Below are 15,540 nucleotides of genomic sequence, written 5' to 3' on the forward strand. Positions count from 1 at the left end.
CCGGTTATGTCGTGGGTGCAGGCCCTGTGCGGGCCGGACCCTAGCCGCTGAACTGCGGCGCGCGTTTTTCCAGGAAGGCCGCGATGCCCTCGCCTGCCTCCTCGCCGCCAGCCGCACGGGCCATGGCGGCGCATTCGGCATCAAGCTGTGCAGTTTCTGCCGCCTCATAGGCGCTGGAAACCAGATGCCTGATGGTGCCCTGCGCCGCGCGCGGGCCCTGGGCCAGCGCATCGGCAAGGCTGTGCGCCGCGCCAAGAACGCGCTGCGGCGCCACCACCTGATTGACCGCGCCGAGCGCAGCCATCTGTCCGGCTGTCACCGGCCGACCCAAAAGGCACATTTCCATCGCCAGCGGACGCGGCAGCATCCGCGCCAGCGAGGCCGTCAGCCCGCCATCGGGCACCAGTCCCGCCTTGACGTAGGCGGCGGTGAATTTCGCCCCATAAGAGGCCACGATCAGATCCGCTGCCAGCGCCAGCGACAGACCGGCCCCGGCCGCGCCGCCTTCGACGGCGGCGATCACCGGCACCGAGCAGTCCCGGATCCCGCGCATCAGATCATGCAGGTTGTTGACCTTGGCGCGGCGCTCGTCCTCGCTGAGGCCGCGACGTTCGATCAGCACGTTGAGATCGCCGCCCGCGCAGAAAAACCCACCTTCCGAGGTCAGCAGCACAGCACGTATGCGCGGCTCCTGCGCCAGATCCAGCGCCGCCTGAATGGCGTCGTAAAGATCCTGCGACAGGGCGCCCCGGCGATCCGGGTTCATATTCACGACAACCGCGCGGTCGCCAAGATCGTCCATCCGTGCACGTCGGGTCATTTCCGTATCCTCTTGAAAATTCCGTTTGCCGTGGCCAGCAGGCGGCCGGTGTCATCAAACAGCTCGCCATAGACATAGGCGATGCTTTTGCCGCCCCCCGTAGGCCGGGCGCGGGCCGCAATGGCCCCGGTTCGCGTCGACCCCACATAGGAGAGGTTCAGCGAAACGGTGACCAGGTCCGCGTTTCCGTCCGGATCGAAGAACTGCATTGCAGTATTGCCGCAGACCACATCCAAAACCGTGGCCACCATGCCGCCATGGACGATGCCATGGCGGTTCATATGCCGGGGCTCCAGCTCCAGCGTCACGGTGCAGGAGCCATCCCGGGTATCGACCTCGGTCCGGTAGCCAACCATCTGCTGGCAACCGGGTTCCTCGATCAGGCGGACCTCGCCGGTATCACGCGGCGCTGAGGTCAAGAAAACGCTCCAGCTGCGTGTCCGCATCACCAAAGCGGTGCTCCGCCATGACGATCCGTTTGGCGATATGGGCCAGTTCGTATTCCTGCGTCATGGCGATACCGCCGTGCAGCTGGATCGAATCCTCGGCCACCAGACGACCTGCACGGCCAATCAGGTTGCGCGCCGCCGCCACGTTGAGATCGCGCATCCGCGCGTCGCCTTCCAGATGGCCGGCCGCGTTGATCACGGCCGAGCGCGCCTGCTCGATCTCGATCAGCAGATCCGCCACCCGGTGCTGCAGCGCCTGGAAGGAGCCGATCGGGCGACCAAATTGGCTGCGGGTCAGCAGGTACTGACGGGTAAGCTCGGTCGCGGTTTCCATCGCGCCCAGGGTTTCGGCAGCCAGCGCCACCTCGGCGCGGGCAAAGACCCCGGCCATGGCAGACCATGCGGCGCCAGCATCGCCCAGACGGGCAGAGGCAGGCAGGCGCAGGTTATCCAGCTCGACCTCGGCAGCGCGACCGCCAGCCAGCAGCGCATAGCCGCGCAGCGACAGGCCCTCGGCATCGCGGGGCACCAGGAACAACGAGATCCCATCGGTCGCATCCGCTGCGCCGCTTTCGCGCGCAGAGATCACCAGGTGATCGGCAGCCTCGGCGTTGACGACAACAGCCTTGCGCCCGTTCAGAACGATCTGATCACCCTCGGCCTGAGCCGTGGTTTCCACGCGCGACAGCTCATAGCGGCTGTTCGGCTCGCCGTGCGCAAAGGCCAGCTGTACGGCGCCGCCGATCACCTCTTCAACGAGAGCCTTCTGATCGTCATTGCCCAGTGCTGCGATCAGACCACCGCCCAGCAGTGCGGTGTCCAGCAGCGGCTCAACGACGCCGGCGCGGCCCAGTTCCTCGAAAACGGTGGAGATATCGAAACCGGCGCCGCCAAACCCGCCGTCCTCCTCGGAAAACAGCGCGCCGATGACACCCAGTTCGGCCAGCTGGCCCCAGATATCGGCGGAAAATCCGGTCTCGCTTTCCAGGATGTCGTTGCGCACGGATGTCGTATAGCGGTCCGACAGGAAGCGACGCAGGCTGTCCTGCAGCATCTGCCGCTCTTCGGTCAGGTCGAAGTTCATGCCCGGCCTCCCATTTTCACTTTTGCGATGATGTTCTTCTGGATTTCGTTGGAACCGCCAAAGATCGACAGTTTGCGGTTGTTGAAATACTGCGCGGCAACGGCAGCCGTGCCTTCGGGGCCGACCGGCGGTTCATTGCCGCCCTCCACCGCTTCGGAGGCAAAGGGCATCGCGTAAACGCCCGCGGCACGGCGCGCCATATCGTTGATTTCCTGACGGATTTCGGTGCCCTTCACCTTCAGCATCGAGCTTTCGACGCCCGGCGCCTGACCGGAGGCCGCCGCCGAGATGATGCGCAGGTTGGTGGTAGACATGGCCATCAGATCGATCTCCGCCTGCGCCATGCGGGCCGCGAAATAGGGGTTTTCGATCAGCGGGCGGCCCTTGTGCATCTGCACCCGCGCCAGACGTTTCACCGCATCCAGACCGGCCTGGCTGAAGCCGACACCGGCGATATTGGTACGTTCATGGGTCAGGAGGTACTTGGCGTAGGTCCAGCCCTTGTTTTCCTCGCCCACCAGGTTTTCCACCGGCACTTTCACATCGGTGAACCAGACTTCGTTCACCTCGTGGGTGCCGTCCAGCAGGATGATCGGGCGCACTTCGATGCCCGGCGTGTCCATATCGATCAGAAGGAAGGAAATGCCTTCCTGCTGCTTGGCATCTGGGTCGGTGCGCACCAGGCAGAAGATCCAGTTGGCGTGCTGGCCCAGCGTGGTCCAGGTCTTCTGGCCGTTGACGATATAGTGGTCGCCTTCGCGCACGGCCTTGGTTTTCAGGCTGGCAAGGTCAGACCCTGCGCCCGGTTCGGAATAGCCCTGGCACCACCAGTGTTCGCCGCTCAGGATCTTGGGCAGGTAGTAATCCTGCTGTTCCTTGGATCCGAATTTCTGCAACACCGGCGCCAGCATGGTCAGGCCAAAGGGCACGATGCGCGGCGCATGGGCACGGCAGCATTCCTCTTCGAAGATATGGCGCTGCACGGCATTCCATTCGCAGCCGCCAAATTCGCGCGGCCAATTCGGCGCCAGCCAGCCCTGTTCGTTCAGGATGGCATGCCAGCGTTCGTGGCCTTCCTTGCCGAGGCTGCGTCCCTCGCGGACCGCATCCGACATTTCCTTGGGCAGTTTCTCGTCCAGAAAACGCTGCACCTCCTCGCGGAAGGCCTGTTCTTCGGGGGTGTAACTCAGATCCATTTCATTCTCCTCATGGCCCTTTGGCACGATCCAACCGGGCCGGGCGACATCCGGCGGGCGATGACTGCCCTCCGGGTGCCGCGTGGTCTTTGATTGCGGTTCAGTAGATTTCGAACAGGCCCGCTGCGCCCATGCCGCCGCCGACACACATGGTGACGACGCCCAGCTTGGCGCCCCGGCGCTTGCCTTCGCGCAGGATGTGGCCGGTCATACGGGCGCCGGTCATGCCAAAGGGATGGCCGATGGCGATCGAGCCGCCGTTGACGTTGCATTTCTCGTCATCGATGCCCAAACGGTCCCGGCAGTAGAGCGCCTGGCTCGCGAAGGCTTCGTTCAGCTCCCAAATATCGATGTCATCCACCGTCAGCCCGTGGCGCTCCAGCAGGCGCGGCACGGCAAAGACCGGGCCGATGCCCATCTCGTCCGGCTCGCAGCCTGCAACGCAGAAGCCTTTGAAGGCGCCCATAGCCTCAAGCCCACGCTTCTCGGCCTCCTTGGCTTCCATCAGCACCACGGCAGCGGCGCCATCGGACAATTGGCTGGCGTTGCCTGCGGTGATGAAGTTGCCGTCGCCGCGCACCGGCGCCAGACCAGCGAGACCGTCGAGCGTGGTCGAGGGACGGTTGCATTCGTCGCGGTCCACCACGACGTCCTTCATCGAGATCTCGCCGGTTTCCTTGTCCTTCACCGCCATGGTGGTGGAGACGGGAATGATCTCATCCTTGAACAGGCCCGCTTCCTGCGCTGCAGCGATACGCTGCTGGCTGCGCAGACCATAGGCGTCCTGATCCTCACGGCTGATGCCGTAACGCTCCGCGACAATATCTGCGGTTTCGATCATGGTCATATAGACGGCAGGCTTGTGCTCTTTCAGCCAGGCTTCCTGCACGGGGCGCAGTTTCGGCTGCACCATCGAGATGCTTTCCACCCCGCCTGCCACCATCGGGCCTGCGCCTTCGCAGATGATCTGCTGCGCCGCCAAGGCGATGGTCTGCAGACCGGAGGAGCAGAAGCGGTTCACGGTCATGCCCGATGCGGTGACCGGCAGCCCGGCGCGCAGGGCGATCTGGCGGGCGATATTGGCGCCGGTTTCCCCTTCGGGAGCGCCGCAGCCCATGATGCAATCCTCGATCTCGGCGCCTTCGATCCCGGCGCGGGCCATCGCGGCCTCGACCGCGGCACCGCCCATGGTGGCGCCGTGGGTCATGTTGAAGGATCCCCTAAAGGATTTGGCCAGCCCGGTGCGGGCGGCAGAGACGATAACGACTTCTTTCATATCAGCTGTTTTCCTTGTTCAGATCGTCGAATGTGCACCCCTCGGCAACCAACTGCTCCAGCAGCGGCGCGGGCTGCCAGAAATAATCGTCTTCCTCGGCGTAGGATTTGATGTTCGCCAGAAGCGTATCCAGCCCCTGCATGTCGGCCCATTTCAGCGGCCCGCCACGATAGCGCGGGAAGCCGTAGCCGAAGAGCAGCGTCATATCGACGTCCAGCGGACGGCGCGCGATACCTTCGCCCACCACCTTGGCGGCCTCATTGACCATGGCCGCCATGTAGCGGGTCACGATCTCCTCATCGGTGAACTCTTTCGGGGTGATGCCCTTCTCGGCACGCTCGGCCTCGATCAACTCGGTCACCTCGGGGTTCGGGGTGCCGCCGCGCTTGCCTGCCTCGTAGACGTAATAGCCCTTGCCGGTCTTCTGGCCAAAGTTGCCCGCCTCACAGATCTTGTCCATGTAGCTGCTGTCACGCTCGCGCGGGTCCATGCCCTCGGCGCGCTTGCGCTTGCGCACGGCCCAACCGATGTCGAGCCCCGCCAGATCCGCCACCGCGAAGGGTCCCATCGCGAAACCGAAATCGGTCAGCGCCTTGTCAATCTGGTACGGAGAGGCACCGTCCAGCACCATGTGATCGGCCGCCTTGCGATAGGTCGCCAGGATCCTGTTGCCGATGAAACCATCGCAGACACCTGCGCGGACCGAGATTTTCTTGAGCCGCTTGCCCAGTTCGAAACCCGTGGCAACCACATCCAGCGCCGTCTTGTCGGCAACGACGATCTCCAAGAGCTTCATCACATGCGCCGGAGAGAAGAAGTGCAGCCCGATCACATCCTCGGGGCGCGAGGTGCTGGCGGCGATTTCGTTCACATCCAGGTAGGAGGTGTTGGAGGCCAGGATCGCGCCTTTCTTGCAAACCGCGTCCAGCTTGCCAAAGACCTCTTTCTTAACACCCATTTCTTCGAAGACGGCCTCGATCACCAGATCGACATCGCTCAGCGCGTCGTAATCGGTGGCGAGCGTCAGCGCCTCACCGGTCAGGTGGTCGAATTTCTTCTGGCTGATCTTGCCGCGCTTCAGCGCGCCCTGAAGGTTGCCCGAAATGCGGCCCTTGGCGGCTTCGGCGGCCTCGGCGGTCATCTCCAGCATCACGACAGGCAGACCGGCCAGCAGCGCTGCCGTGGCGATGCCTGCCCCCATGGTGCCGCCACCGATAACGCCGAGGCTGTTCAGCGCGCGCGGTTCAACGCCTTTCAGTTCCGGCAGCTTGCTGACTGCGCGTTCCGAGAAGAAGGCGTGGATCATGCCCTGCCGCTGATCGGTGCTCATCAGTTCCATGAAGAGTTCCCGCTCGCGCTTCATGCCCTCGTCAAAGGGCAGTTCGCAGCAGGCCTGAATGCCGCGGATCGCAACCGCAGGCGCCAGCAGGCCGCGGCCCTTTTTCAGCACAGAGTCATAAAGCGCATCGAAATCGACCGCCTCAGGCGCGGGCATTTCGCTGATGGCGCGGCGCGGGGCGCCCTGATCCAGCAGCTCCTGCGCATAGGCAAGACCGATCTCGCGTGGCTCGCCTTCTTCGACGCGGTCCAGAATACCCAGTTCCACCGCTTCCTTGGCCCCGACCTGACGGCCCGAGGTGATCACGTCAACCGAGGCGTCAATACCAATGAGGCGCGGCAGACGCTGGGTGCCACCGGCGCCCGGCATCACGCCGATCAGAACTTCCGGCAGACCGATACGCGCGGAAGGAACCGCAATGCGATAATGCGAGCCAAGCGCGATTTCCAGCCCGCCGCCCAGCGCGGTGCCATGCAGCGCCGAAATCACCAAGAGCGGCGACGATTCGATGCGGGTGCAGACATCGGGCAGAAACGGCCCCTGCGGCGGCTTGCCGAATTCGCGGATATCGGCGCCGGCGAAATAGGTGCGGCCGTCACCGTAGATCAGCACCGCCTTGGCGCCTTCCGATTCGGCCCGCTCGATCCCGTCCACCAGGCCCTGGCGCACGTCCAGGCCCAGCGCATTTACCGGCGGGTTCTGCGCCTTGAGGACCGCAATATCCCCAACGCGTTCATATCCAATGGCATCCGTCATCCGTATTTTCCTCTCCTTGGCGGGGCTGCGGGCCTCTGGCCTTTTGCACACGCCCCCTGTTCCTGTCGGGATCTAGCCACGCCCTCCTCCGCGCGCCAAGGCCGGTCTTTGCCGCCCTTGCCAGAACCCGGCGTCATCTGCGGAGCCGCAGAATTCAGGCCAGCGGTCTGACTGTCAACCCATATTCCACTATGTGGAACATTGTTCCACTAATTCGACAGCACACTAGGCCGCGTCCCTTCGCCTGGCAAGTAATATCATTGCGCGCAGGAAGTATTTTCGGCAGCAAAACACCGAACACCTATTCTATTCCCCCTAACGCGCAACAAGGGCGCCCACTGTCGCGGGCGCCCTGTATCGCTTTCAAGATTTGGTGATCCGGCAGGCGCGCAGACGTCTATCCTTGCGGAATCAGTCCCTCAGCCACCCATCCGTCGAAGATCTCAAGCGCCTTCTCAGCGAAGGCTGCGTCGTTGATATGGCAGTCCAGCGCGTGCAATGTCGCATTGCCCGGGCAGGCGGCGCGCATTTCATCGCAAAAGGCCGACAACCCCTCAGCATCGTGCAGATCGCCGCCGGGGCGGTCCCATTCGTTGCAGCCCTGCTCGGGCAGCAGCACCGCAACCGGGGCGGAGGCACCTTGCAGCTTGTCACTGATGGTACGGGCGACGAGGCGGCGCTCGTCGGCGTCCAGAACCGCCGAGGTCAGCAGCCGGTTGTGGGCATGGCTGGGCCGCCCCTGTAGCTGCGGCGGGGTCTCTTGCCAGCCGACAAAATCCACCAGATCATAACAGCCCGGCGCCACCAGCTGCGGGGTGCCCGAAGCGCCCGCATTGGTCATCCGGTCCGCGCCTGCCGACAGACCGCCGAACAGGTGGTTGGTCACCTCCTGCGGGGCGAAATCCATCACCGCGGCAAAGGCGCCTTCGCTGGCGAGGCTTTCAAACGCCCGCCCGCCCATGCCAGTGGCGTGGAAGACGGCCACCTCATAGCCGCGGTCCTCCAGCGCCGGTTTCAGCGTCACCATATAGCGCAGCACCGTCTTGCCAAAGGAAGTCATGCCGATCAGCGGGCGTTCGCGTTTCGGCGGCTCCACCGCACGGGCCGCGCCCAGAACCGCGCCCGCCGCCTGGCTCAGCGAAGCCTTGCAGACCGAGTTCAGACCATAAAGCCCCCCGGCCCAGAGGATCATCTGGACATCGGCCGGGATACGCTCCGGCGGCATCAAGGGTGAAAAGGACACGGTGGAGACGATATATTTCGGCACCCCCAGCGGCAGCGCCGCGCAAAGGTCCAGCGCCAGATCGGTGCCCATGGTGCCGCCCAGCACGATCACCCCGTCGATGGAACCGGCACGATAGAGCTCTAGCGCCTTGGCTGCCGATCCTTTCGCCATGATCTGCATGGCGGTGTTTTCATCGCCGCTGTCGATGGCGGCCTGGATTGAACTGCCGCCTGCCTCGGCCACCTGATGCTTGCTGATGTCGGTGGGCTGGCTCGGATCCCCCAAGACGCTGACATCCATGGTCAGGACGCCGCCGCCCTGCCCCCGGATCACATCCGCCAGGTAGGCCAGCTCGGCATCCTTGGTGTCATAGGTCCCGGCGATCAGAATGGTTTTATCGGGCATCTTGTCATTGCCTCCGGTTAAAGCTGGATCCAGGCGGTTTTCAGATCGACGTATTTGTCGAGCGCGTGCAGCGATTTGTCGTGGCCATTGCCGGACTGCCCGACCCCGCCCAGCGGCACCGTATTATCTGCGCCGCCATAGGTGTTCACATGGACCACCCCCGCGCGGATGCCCGCGACCATGCGATGGGCACGGGACAGGTTGGCGGTCCAGACCCCGGCGGCAAGGCCGAAATCGGTGCCATTCGCCAGCGTCAGCGCCTGTTCCTCGGTTTCGAACTTGGTCACTGACAGTACCGGTCCGAAGACCTCGCGCTGGAACAGGGCATGGTCCCGTGCAACGTGGGTCACGATGGTGGGCGCCATATAGGTGCCGCCGCTCTCCTGCAGGATCCGGTTGCCGCCGGTCACCACCTGACCACCCTCGGCGCGGGCCATATCCATGAAAGACAGATTGCGCCGCAGCTGGTCCTCGGAATTGACCGCACCGATGTGATTGCCCAGATCCAGCGGATCGCCCACCCGCAGCGCCTCGGCCTCGTTGATCAGCATGGCGACGAATTCATCATGCACCGAGGCTTCGACCAGAAGGCGTGAACCAGCCACGCAGACCTGCCCTGAATTGCGGAAGATTCCCGCCGCCGAAACCTTGGCCGCGTGACGCAGATCGGGGGCATCGGCAAAGACGATATTGGGGGATTTACCGCCCAGCTCCAGATAGCAGCGTTTGAGGTTGGAGCGCGCCGAGGCCTCCAGCAGTTTGCGCCCGGTGCCGCCCGATCCGGTAAAGGCCAGCACATCGACGCCCATGGATTCGGCCAGCGCCGCGCCGGTTTCCGCGCCCGCGCCGGTGACCACGTTCAGCACCCCATCCGGCAGGCCGCATTCGGCGCAGATCTCGGCCAGACGCAACAGCGACAGCGAGGCGGTCTCGGCGGGTTTCAAGACCACCGAATTGCCCATTGCCAGTGCAGGCGCCAGTTTCCAGGCGCCGATCATCAGCGGGAAATTCCACGGCACGATGGCGCCGACAACGCCCACTGGCGCGCGCTGCACCAGCCCCAGCACATCGGGGGCGGTGGGAGCAACCTCTCCCGCGACCTTGTCCAACGCCTCGGCGTAATAACGGAAGGTGCCCGCCGCCGATCCCGGCTCGGCCTTCAGCGCCATGCCCATTTCGGTGCCATTGTCGCGCACGCCAAGAACCGCAAGCGACAATGCCTCCGTCTCGATCCGATCAGCGATCTTGTGCAGCACCTTCTTGCGGGCAGCAGGCGCCAGACGTGACCAGCGGCCATCCTCAAACGCGGCGCGGGCAGCAGCCACCGCACGCTCCACATCCGCCGCTGACGCGCCTTCGAGTGTGGTCAGAACAGATCCGTCAATCGGCGAAGTAACTTCGCATGGCGTGCCCGAACCTGCTTGCCACGATCCTTCAAGAAAGAGTTTTTGCGGCGCCACATCAGCCCGCCGAAGTTCGTTGATGAGGTTTTGGTCTGCCATTCGGCCTCCTTCAGCTCCTTGCGGTCGCGCAGAATGCGCACAGTATGCATCACAAGGACCAATACGATGATGGAAAACAGGATGAACGCCACCGGGCGGTCGATGAAATCAAAGGGGGTTTTGACCCGCGCCATGGCCGCGCGCAACTTCACCTCCATGATGCCGCCCAGAACCATGCCAAGGATGATCGGCACCGCAGGCAGCGACAGGCGTTTCAACACATAGCCCACCAGACCAAATGCCGCCGCCATCACGCAGTCAGTGGCAGAGTTGCGCAAGGAATAGACCCCGACAAAGCTGAGCGTCAGGATACAGACCCCAAGGAAGCGATTGGGGATCTTCACCACCTGAATAAGACTGCGGGTCGCAAACAGCAGGAAGATCAGCACCAGCACGTTGAGGATCAAGAGCGCCAGATAGAGCGCCACCACAAAATCCATGTCGTTCTGGAACAGCCCCGGCCCCGGAACCACGTTATGGACGTAAAAGACGCTCAGCATCATCGCCGTCAGCGCCTCACCCGGAATACCCAGCGCCAAGAGCGGCACCATGGCGGCGGCGGGCACGGCGTTATTGGCGGTCTCGGCGGCGATCAGCCCTTCGGACGATCCGCGCCCGAAGTCCTGCGGCCGTTTGGAAGTCTTCTGCGCATAGGTGTAGGACATGAACTGCGCAGTGAATTCGCCGACGCCGGGGATCATCCCCATCAGGACGCCAAACCCGGCTGAGACTGACGCCACACGGGGATGGCGCGACAGCTCTCGCAGGCCCTGGAACATGCCGCCGCGCAGGCGTGTCAGACGGATTTTCTCGTCCTCATCCGTCAGCAGCACAAAAGCCTGAGAGATCGCAAACAGCCCAAGAACCACGACGATCAGGTTGATGCCACCGCCCAGGAAATCCTGCCCGAAGGTGTATCGCTGGGTGTATTTCACCGGCTCCATGCCGATGGTGTTGAGGAAAATGCCAAAGCAAGCGAGCGCCCCTGCGATTAGCGCCTGCCCGCGATGGGCCACCACCACCAGCAAGAGGCCCAGCAGCGCGGCGAGGAAGATCTCGCGACTGCCGAACATGGGTGCCACCTTGGCCAGCACCGGCGCAAAAAGGATCAGACAGATGACCGAGAAAACGCCGCCAAAGAAACTGGCGGAATAGGCAAGGCTGAGCGCGCGTCGCGGCTCTCCCCGCGCGGTCATCGGGTAGCCGTCATAGGTGGTCAGCGCGTTGACCGCCGTGCCGGGTGTGTTGATCAGGATCGCCGGGATCGCGCCACCGTACATGGAGGAGCCGTAGATGCCGAGCAGCACGGTCAGCCCCACGATGGGATCCATCGAGAATGTCGCGGGCAGCAGGATGGCAATCGCAACCGCCGGACCGACGCCGGGGATGGCACCGATCAGCACGCCGCCCACCGACCCGGCCAGCAGCGCCAGCGCCACGTCCCAGCGCATCAGGATCTCGATTGCAGAAAGAATAAGGTCCATCGGGGATCCCGTTAAACTGAAGGCTTAGAGGTAGAGGATGGCAAAACTGCGCAGGGACCCCGGCAGATATTCATAGAGCAGCGCGCCGGGGATCCTCACCGATAGCAGCCCCTTGAACACCAGCACCACGGCAAGGGCGAAACCAGCGCTGGTCCACAGCATCAGGCGACTGCGATAGCCCATGCGCCAGGTCAGCAGCGGAACAAAGACCAGCGTCACCGGCAGATAGCCCACAAGCGGCACCAGCAGCACGTAGCCCATGAACCAGGCGACGTACTCCACCGCCTGCCCCCAACGCCGGGCCTCGTTCAGGTCGAAACGCGTCGTGCGCCGCCAGGGCAGCCGGTAGAGATGCAAGCCCCCCATCAGAACCATGCCGCCCAGGGCCACGCCGGGCCAGAACCGGGGCTGGGCAAAGAGTTTGGTCTTTTTCACCCAAGCGGTCTGATCACCAATCAGCACCAGCAGCAGCACGGAGAGCCCAAGAAACCCAAGGGCAAAAACCAGCTGTCCGCGCCGGGGTCCGGGGAAACGGCGTTCGCGTTCTGTCGTCATGGAGGGGAACTTCTGTCGCGCAGGAAACAAGGGTCCGGGGCGCCCGCGAGGCGCCCCGATCCGGGAGGATGGCTTATTCGAGGATCGAACCGATCCGCGCCATTGTGTCGATGTCAGCGGCCACACGGGCGGCGCTGTCCTCGGCGTTCTGCCAGTAGATCAGCGCGCCGGTTTCCTTGGCCACGTTCTGGGCGCGTTCGCTCATCACGGTTTTCTCGGCCACCGCGATGATCTTGTCGCGCACGTCCTGCGGTGTGTCCTTGGTCACGAAGAGACCATTCCACAGCGCGATGTTGAGGCTGTCGTCCAGCTCGCCGATCGCAGGCGCATCGGGCACCAGCGGAATGCGTTCATCGGTGATCGAGACCAGCACCTTCACGTCATCAAGGCAGGGCAGGATCAGCTGCAGCGTGGTGTTGATCACATCCGCATCGCCCGAGGCCAGGGTGTTGCAATCCAGCGCGTCAAAGGCCGCGTCAGAGCCCCATTCGAAACCGGCGTTCTTGGCAAAGGCCTTGGTCACTTGTGTCGGGGTCAGCACGTCGCCGAAATGGCCCAGCGCCACGTCGTTTTCCTTGGCGTATGCGGCAAGTTCCTCCATCGAGGAATAGGGCGCATCGCCCGAGGTTGCGATGACAAAGGGATAGGTCAGGAAGATGCCCAGCGGGTCGAACTTGGCCGGGGTCAGCGGCGGGATGTCGATCTGGTGGCCAACAACCGGCACGCCGATCACGAAGGAGCCGATGGTGTAACCATCAGCGGGCGCATTGGCGACCTCGATCGCACCGGGGAAGGGTCCACCACCGCCACCGGGCTTGTTCACCACCGCCGCCGCAACGCCGTATTCGTTCTGGAAATCCTCGGCGATCATCCGGGTCAGCACGTCTTCCAGATCGCCCGGAGGCCAAGGCACGATGAAGTTCACCGGCTTTTCCGGATACTCGGCCTGCGCAGAGGCGGCGCTGAGGCCAAGGGCGGTGGCCGCCGCTGCGCCTTTGACGATGGTGGTCAGTTTCATTGCAAGTCTCCCGGTTGCTGTCAGTTGGACTCTGTTGGGTCATGGTGGCTCATTATTCGAACCGTTGGTTTGAATTTAGATTGACAGCCTCCCCGGTTATCTGTCAACAAATTTGAAAGGCAGAGGCAGAAATTCCTGGACTTTGCCTGATCACACAGCACTTACGGGATCGCCGAACCACATGGGTACAGTCTCCAAAGCCTTGTCATTGCTGACATATTTCAATCATGGCCGCACCGAGATCGGCCTCAGCGATCTCACGCGCCTGTCAGGCATGAACAAGGCGACTGTTTATCGGCTGATGGGTGAAATGCAGGAATCAGGCTTTGTCGAACAGGCCGATGGCGACCGGTCCTACCGGCTGGGTCCGCAGGTCCTGCGCCTCGCCGCCCTACGCGAAGCCGCGGTTCCGATCCTGTCCGTCTCGCGCCGGGTGCTGAAGGATCTGAGCGAGGAAACCGGGGAAACCACCCATCTGTCGCTGGTGCAGGGCACCCAGCTCAACTCGCTCAGCCACGCCTACTCGCCGCGCCACGCGGCCCGGGTGATGATGGAGGATGCCGAGGTTCTGACCTATCACGGCACCGCCTCCGGCCTGGCCGTGCTGGCCTATGCCGATCCCGAGTTCGTCGATGCGGTTCTGTCCGGGCCGCTGCACAGCCACACCGCCGCCACCGTCACCGATCCAGAGGCGATCCGCCGCCAGCTGGAAGAGGTCCGCCGCAGCGGCATGGCACAATCCGTCGGCGGCTTCGAAGCCGAAGTACATTCCCATGCGGTGCCGGTCTTTGGCGCCGACCGTCAGGTGATCGGCGCCCTTGCCGTGGCCGCGCCGGTGTCCCGCATGACGCCAGAACAAGCCGTTCTGATCCCCGCCGCCCTGCACCGCGCCGGTCAGACCCTGACCCATCGTATCGGCGGCGCCGCCCCGGCCGACTACCCCCAAGAGGCCGCCGCATGATGCCGCATATGATCCCGTTTTTCCGCCTTTCCCCCACCGGCGCCGCCGGATGGCCCCGCAATCAGGAGCTCGTTCCATGAAAGATTCCAATTTCCTCAAAGAACATAACGCCAAATCGCTCTGGCATCCGATGGCGCATCCGGCCGACAGCCTTGCCAATCCCCCCACCATCGTGACCGGCGCCCGGGGCGTTTCGATCACCGATGTTGACGGGCACGAGGTCGTGGATGCGGTCGGGGGCCTCTGGAACGTGAACCTCGGGTTCTCCTGCCAGCCGGTGAAGGATGCCATCGCCGCGCAGCTGGATGTCCTGCCCTATTATTCCACCTTCCGGGGCACCACCAATGATCAGGTGATCCAACTGGCCGAAGAGCTGAAGGATTTCTTTGCCCCCGACGGCCTAAGCCGCGCGTTCTTCACCTCGGGCGGCTCGGATTCGGTGGAAACCGCCCTGCGGCTGGCGCGCCAGTACCACAAGATCCGCGGTCAGGAGGGGCGCACCAAGTTCCTCAGCCTCAAGAAGGGCTATCACGGCACCCATATGGGCGGCGCCTCGGTCAACGGGAACGCCAATTTCCGCACCCAGTACGAACCGCTTCTACCCGGCTGCCACCATATTCCGGCGCCCCATACCTATCGCAACCCCTTCAATGAGAGTGATCCTGAGCGTCTGGCCCAGCTCTGCCTGCAGGCGCTGGAGGAGGAGATCGCCTTTCAGGGCGCAGGCACCATCGCCGCCTTCATCATGGAGCCAATCCTGGGCGCCGGCGGGGTGATCCCGCCGCATGAAAGCTTCATGCCCGGCGTGCGGCAGATCTGCTCGAAACACGGGATTCTATTGATCGCGGATGAGGTGATCACCGCATTTGGCCGCACGGGATCCTGGACCGGATCGCGTCACTGGGGGGTGCAGCCCGACCTGATGTGCACCGCCAAGGCGATCACCAATGGGTATTTCCCCTTTGGCGCGGTGATGATCGCCGATGCGGTGGCCGAGGTCTTTGAGAGCGACGAGAGCGGCAAGGCGGCCATTGGCCACGGCTACACCTACTCCGGCCACCCGGTGGGGGCGGCGGCGGCGCTCGCCTGCCTTGCGGAAACCAAGCGTCTGAACGTGCCGGAAAACGCCGCAGCGCGCGGCGCGGAACTGCACGAGGGTCTTCTGGCGCTGAAGGACAAATACGGGCTCATCGGTGATGTGCGTGGTGGCCACGGGCTGATGTGCGCGCTGGAACTGGTTGGCGATCACGTCAGCAAGACCCCGATCGACAAGAAGACCATCGGCATGGTGCAGGAGGTTGCCTATCAATCGGGCGCCATGGTGCGGGTCTCTGGCCCAAATATCATCCTGTCGCCGCCGCTGGTGCTGGAGGCCGCCGATGTCAGCACCATCCTTTCGGCCCTTGATGCGGGCCTTGCTGCCGCCAGCTGATCTGCGCTCTGCTCTGCATTCGTGCGCGGGCGCCTGTG

Annotated in this window: 13 protein-coding genes; 2 read left to right on the forward strand and 11 right to left on the reverse strand. The window is 63.7% G+C overall.

Annotated features, from left to right (window positions below; all coding sequences use genetic code 11):
- Positions 1 to 40: 40 nt before the first annotated feature.
- From SM763_RS12320 to SM763_RS12370, 11 genes are all read right to left on the reverse strand, one after another.
- Positions 41 to 820: an oxepin-CoA hydrolase, alternative type gene (locus SM763_RS12320; protein ID WP_368998712.1), complete on the reverse strand. Its 780-nt coding sequence runs from the start codon at positions 818 to 820 to the stop codon at positions 41 to 43.
- On the reverse strand, positions 817 to 1,239 hold the full coding sequence (locus SM763_RS12325; RefSeq protein ID WP_368998713.1) for a PaaI family thioesterase: 423 nt from the start codon (positions 1,237 to 1,239) through the stop codon (positions 817 to 819). Before SM763_RS12325 ends, SM763_RS12320 begins: the two co-directional genes overlap by 4 nt.
- Complete coding sequence (locus tag SM763_RS12330; protein ID WP_274831384.1) at positions 1,220 to 2,353, reverse strand: acyl-CoA dehydrogenase family protein; 1,134 nt, start codon at positions 2,351 to 2,353, stop codon at positions 1,220 to 1,222. Before SM763_RS12330 ends, SM763_RS12325 begins: the two co-directional genes overlap by 20 nt.
- Positions 2,350 to 3,549 (reverse strand): acyl-CoA dehydrogenase family protein, encoded by a 1,200-nt coding sequence (locus tag SM763_RS12335; protein ID WP_065272576.1) that lies wholly within the window; start codon positions 3,547 to 3,549, stop codon positions 2,350 to 2,352. The genes SM763_RS12330 and SM763_RS12335 overlap by 4 nt, the downstream gene beginning before the upstream one ends.
- Before the next feature lie 100 nt (positions 3,550 to 3,649).
- Positions 3,650 to 4,825, reverse strand: a complete 1,176-nt coding sequence (locus SM763_RS12340; protein ID WP_065272575.1) for an acetyl-CoA C-acyltransferase — start codon at positions 4,823 to 4,825, stop codon at positions 3,650 to 3,652.
- 1 nt (position 4,826) lies between these two features.
- Entirely contained in the window at positions 4,827 to 6,920 is a 2,094-nt protein-coding gene (locus SM763_RS12345; protein WP_368998714.1) for a 3-hydroxyacyl-CoA dehydrogenase NAD-binding domain-containing protein, read from the reverse strand.
- A gap of 397 nt (positions 6,921 to 7,317) precedes the next feature.
- On the reverse strand, positions 7,318 to 8,550 hold the full coding sequence (locus SM763_RS12350) for a Tm-1-like ATP-binding domain-containing protein (protein WP_368998715.1): 1,233 nt from the start codon (positions 8,548 to 8,550) through the stop codon (positions 7,318 to 7,320).
- 17 nt (positions 8,551 to 8,567) lie between these two features.
- Positions 8,568 to 10,010 (reverse strand): aldehyde dehydrogenase family protein, encoded by a 1,443-nt coding sequence (locus SM763_RS12355; RefSeq protein WP_368998748.1) that lies wholly within the window; start codon positions 10,008 to 10,010, stop codon positions 8,568 to 8,570.
- Entirely contained in the window at positions 9,917 to 11,536 is a 1,620-nt protein-coding gene (locus tag SM763_RS12360; RefSeq protein ID WP_368998716.1) for a tripartite tricarboxylate transporter permease, read from the reverse strand. Before SM763_RS12360 ends, SM763_RS12355 begins: the two co-directional genes overlap by 94 nt.
- A 24-nt stretch (positions 11,537 to 11,560) precedes the next feature.
- A complete protein-coding gene (locus tag SM763_RS12365; RefSeq protein WP_368998717.1) occupies positions 11,561 to 12,091 on the reverse strand; it encodes a tripartite tricarboxylate transporter TctB family protein in 531 nt (176 codons plus the stop codon).
- A gap of 73 nt (positions 12,092 to 12,164) precedes the next feature.
- The gene (locus tag SM763_RS12370; protein WP_347508647.1) at positions 12,165 to 13,109 is read right to left on the reverse strand and encodes a tripartite tricarboxylate transporter substrate binding protein; all 945 of its coding nucleotides are present in this window, start codon (positions 13,107 to 13,109) and stop codon (positions 12,165 to 12,167) included.
- 181 nt (positions 13,110 to 13,290) lie between these two features.
- Here SM763_RS12370 and SM763_RS12375 point away from each other — a divergent pair, with 181 nt between their 5' ends.
- On the forward strand, positions 13,291 to 14,070 hold the full coding sequence (locus SM763_RS12375) for an IclR family transcriptional regulator (RefSeq protein ID WP_274827636.1): 780 nt from the start codon (positions 13,291 to 13,293) through the stop codon (positions 14,068 to 14,070).
- A 76-nt stretch (positions 14,071 to 14,146) separates the two neighbouring features.
- Complete coding sequence (locus SM763_RS12380) at positions 14,147 to 15,502, forward strand: aspartate aminotransferase family protein (RefSeq protein WP_368998718.1); 1,356 nt, start codon at positions 14,147 to 14,149, stop codon at positions 15,500 to 15,502.
- Positions 15,503 to 15,540 lie beyond the last annotated feature (38 nt).

The organism is Pseudophaeobacter sp. C1-32P7 (assembly GCF_041008775.1).
In the GTDB taxonomy this organism is placed as follows: Bacteria; Pseudomonadota; Alphaproteobacteria; order Rhodobacterales; family Rhodobacteraceae; genus Phycobacter; species Phycobacter gallaeciensis_A.